The 3,441-nt window shown below is 67.7% G+C and carries 3 protein-coding genes and 1 pseudogene; 2 read left to right on the forward strand and 2 right to left on the reverse strand.

Annotated features, from left to right (window positions below; translation table 11 throughout):
• Nucleotides 1-307: pseudogene (locus tag ACTMMA_RS18125) on the reverse strand (IS1634 family transposase); the annotation flags it as partial.
• A gap of 68 nt (nucleotides 308-375) precedes the next feature.
• Between ACTMMA_RS18125 and ACTMMA_RS18130 the strand changes: the two are divergent.
• Complete coding sequence (locus ACTMMA_RS18130) at nucleotides 376-621, forward strand: penicillin-binding transpeptidase domain-containing protein (RefSeq protein WP_441191465.1); 246 nt, start codon at nucleotides 376-378, stop codon at nucleotides 619-621.
• Between the two features lie 431 nt (nucleotides 622-1,052).
• Here ACTMMA_RS18130 and ACTMMA_RS18135 read toward each other — a convergent pair whose 3' ends face one another.
• The gene (locus ACTMMA_RS18135; protein ID WP_441191466.1) at nucleotides 1,053-1,610 is read right to left on the reverse strand and encodes a CGNR zinc finger domain-containing protein; all 558 of its coding nucleotides are present in this window, start codon (nucleotides 1,608-1,610) and stop codon (nucleotides 1,053-1,055) included.
• 75 nt (nucleotides 1,611-1,685) lie between these two features.
• Here ACTMMA_RS18135 and ACTMMA_RS18140 point away from each other — a divergent pair, with 75 nt between their 5' ends.
• Nucleotides 1,686-2,924 (forward strand): MFS transporter, encoded by a 1,239-nt coding sequence (locus tag ACTMMA_RS18140; RefSeq protein WP_441191467.1) that lies wholly within the window; start codon nucleotides 1,686-1,688, stop codon nucleotides 2,922-2,924.
• Nucleotides 2,925-3,441: the final 517 nt, after the last annotated feature.

Below are 3,441 nucleotides of genomic sequence, written 5' to 3' on the forward strand. Positions count from 1 at the left end.
CGTCGAAGCCGAGGTCGGCGTAGACCCGCTCAAGGGCCTGCCACAGCACACGCGAGGACGTGCCGGCGACCGTGGCGCCCATCCCCGGGGCTGCGGTCGAAGCGCTGGACCCACCATGATCGAGCGGCAGCTGGTCCTGGCCGGCGTGCAACCGCTCGTGCGCGATGGCTTCCAGCAGCGCCAGCTCGGCCTCGGTACGGGCCGAGCCGATGTGGTCGATGCCCAGGACTCGCCGTCCGCGCTTGTGCATGACCTGCACTGCTGTCGCGCCCGAGGCGGTCTTCACCTTGCGCACGAACGAGCCCACCGGGCAAGGCTACCCACCCGCAGGCCCTCGATTAGTTACACCCTCGGCCGAGAAGCCGCAGGTCAGCCATGGTCGCCGCCAGGAAATCGGGCACAACGTCACAACTCGGGACCGAGGACCGGGGCATCGTGCGCGGCAAGAGTGGCACCGCAGAGTTCGGCAGCGAGGATCCGCCTCGCACGCACGTCTGGATGATCGCCATCCAAGGCGACCTAGCCGTGGCGGTCTTCGTGGAGGAGGGGGACTTCGGTTCCACCACGGCCGGCCCGATCATGGACGACTTCCTCACCTCGGTCCAGCAGGACCGGAACTAAAGGGCAGCCCCGAGTCGCGGATATCGCCCTCATGGGCAGATCAGGTCGTCTGCATCCCTCGAATCGGAGTGCGAGCGGTCTGCCCGAGAGTGGAGGCGGCCTGTGCGTCCCAACCTGGAGTTAAGGCGGTCATCACTTCGGCCAATTGCTGCATACGAGTGTCGTTTGTGTAATCTTCGCTGCATCTCGACAGCTGAGCCCAGGCATCCATGCACAACGCATCCACAGATGATGAGTGCATTGTCGAGATGCAGGGAAGACTGCACAGCGTCTCTGGCCATCCTTGCACGATCCGCCCCGCTGCCCCGGGCCGTGCACTGTACGCGCGCGCCCCGCGGCATGTCTCAGGCGGATGACTTGGGATCTTCGTCGACATGGTTGGTGAGCCAAGCAGGTGAGATAGGCGCTGGGGGGTGCACCCTCGTCTCAGCTCAGCCGGGCTGGTCACTTGCACGCCGCTGTCTCCAGCGGGCCTGCTTGTTCCGGTTCCCGCAGATCTCCATGTGGCACCAATGTCTTGTGCGGGAGCGCGAGTGGTCGTAGAAGGCCCACCGGCACGCGTCGTCTCGGCAGGCTTTAAGTCGTGACCAGGTGCCGTCCGCCGCGGCAGCGGCAATGGTCGACAGCAGGTGGCCGCCCAGGAGGCGCGCTCCGTCGCCGGCCGGCTGCAACCGCAGCCCCTCGGGCGCGAACTGCGGTGAGGCGCCGCACCACCGCAGTGCCGCGTTCAGCTCGTGTCTCGTCTCCTCGGGCAGGGGGTCGCGGTCGTGGTTGGCGAGCAAGCCCGTCCTGATCGCCTCGCGGAGCGCACGCAGCAGCGCCAGGTCAACGTCGCTGGCGTCGCCGGTCAGGTCGTGGGACCTGGCCCACGTACTCCACCCGTCGGCATCGGCCAACGCGTCGGTGGACGCCTCGACGTCCAGGGTGTTGACGAACGCCCTGACGAGTTCCAGGGGTGGGGGGGCCTGGGGGCTGTCCTTGACATCCACGGCCCCAGCATAACCGTCAACAAGATAAAGAAGGTTGCGCGATTGCACCTCCCGTCACTAACCTCCATCCTTGTGATGACAGTTAGCGCGTGGCGCAGCCGTGACTTCCGGCGGGTATGGGGTGCGAGCACCTCGGCGGCGCTTGGCAGCGAGATCGGCGAGCTGGCGATGCCGGTGCTGGCCCTGGTGTGGCTAGGGGCCTCTGCGCAGGAGCTGTCCTGGGTCCGGGCGGCGACCTTCCTGCCCTACCTGCTGCTGACTCTGTGGCTAGGCGTGCTGGTCGACCGCTACCGGCGACGCCCGTTGCTGATCGGGGCCGAGACCGTGAACGGTCTGGTCCTGCTCACCGTCGCGGGGCTGGCTCTGGCCGGGTGGTTGACCGTACCCGTGCTAGTGGTGTCCACGTTCGTGCTCGGGTCGATGTCTGTGTTGCACATGCTCGCGGACTTCTCCTTCGTGCCGCAGATCGTGACCAAGAGCCAGCTCCCGGACGCCAACGCCCGGATCACCGCCACCCACTCGGCCATCGGGATCGGGGGCGCCGGTGTCGGGGGAGCGCTGGTCCAGGCGCTCACCGCCCCCGTCGCCGTCGGCATCAACGGGGTCGGCAGGGTCGTGGCCGTCCTCCTGCTCCGCCGGATCGACACCATCGAGGAACCACCCCAGCCGGCGCAGACCAGTGCGTGGACCCAGGCGAAGGAGGGCATGAGCACCCTGGTGCGGCATCGCGTCGTGCGCGCACTTGCCACGGAGGCGACCCTGTGGAACCTGGGCAACGAGCTGTTCATGCTCGCCCTGACCGTCTCGATCATCTCCGCCCGCGGGGACGGACCTCTCGTACTCGGCCTGGTCCTGATGGCCGGCGGGGTGGGTGCCTTCACCGGGGCCAGCCTGAGCGCGAAACTCACCCGGCGGTTCGGCTACGGCCACTCCCTGATCGCCGCGCTGCTGCTCGGTAACACCGCCCCGCTGGTGGGGGTTCTTCTCGCCAGAGACACAAGCCTGCGCTCCCTGCTCATTCTGGCGTGCGCCTTCCTGCTCTCTGGCCTGGGCATCGGTGTGGCCAACTCCCAGGCGGTCACCGTCCGGCAGCTCACGGTGCCCGAACATCTGCGCGGCCGCGTCAACGCCGCCTACCGGCTGCTGTCCTGGGGAGCGCTGTCCGTCGGAGCGCTCTTGGCCGGGCTGTCCATACAGGCCCTGTCCACCTGGCCGACAGCGGTCATCGGTACCGCACTCATGGCCATCTCCACGCTGCCCGTCGCACTGTCACCCGTCCGCAGGATGCGCGAGCTGGACATCCCCGGTTCATGAGCCGAGGTGAGGAGCTGCTGCTGAATCAGGGCGGCAGGTGTTGCCTCTCGACAACCGAGGGATGTCGAGATGCATGGAAGCCTGCACGACCTATCTGGTCATCCTGGCGCGACCCGTCAGGCGTCGAAGCGGTCGCTGAGGGAGAGGAGGGCGTGTCGCAGCTCGTTCGGTTGCGCTATCCCTCGCGCCACAGTGAGACGTAGCAGCTCTACCGCCTAGCCGTGCAGGAGGCGCGCATACCCTACCCAGGACGCCCGTCCTACCCGGACCCGCTTCCGGAGTTCCGCGGCACCGCCACGGTCCGACAGACCCCGGCCCAGCGGGAGGCACTGCTGTCATTCTGCGCGGAGCAGTACCGGGCCGGACGGTCCCTGCGAGAGCTCGCGGCGCTGACGGCGCTCAGGTGAATCTCCCCAGTTCTGCTCACTGAAATTCCCCACCCTGTGGCCCCATCCGGGGACGGGCGGGGCTCCTTCGATGATGGCGGTCTCTGACCACACGCCTACTCGAAGGAGCC

This window comes from Ornithinimicrobium panacihumi, from assembly GCF_052073805.1.
GTDB lineage: Bacteria > Actinomycetota > Actinomycetes > Actinomycetales > Dermatophilaceae > Ornithinicoccus > Ornithinicoccus panacihumi.

Bases quoted from the DNA above. Each gene is read 5' to 3' on its own strand.
- ACTMMA_RS18130 (WP_441191465.1), top strand. From the start codon at position 376: ATGGTCGCCGCCAGGAAATCGGGCACAACGTCACAACTCGGGACCGAG.
- ACTMMA_RS18140 (WP_441191467.1), top strand. From the start codon at position 1,686: ATGACAGTTAGCGCGTGGCGCAGCCGTGACTTCCGGCGGGTATGGGGT.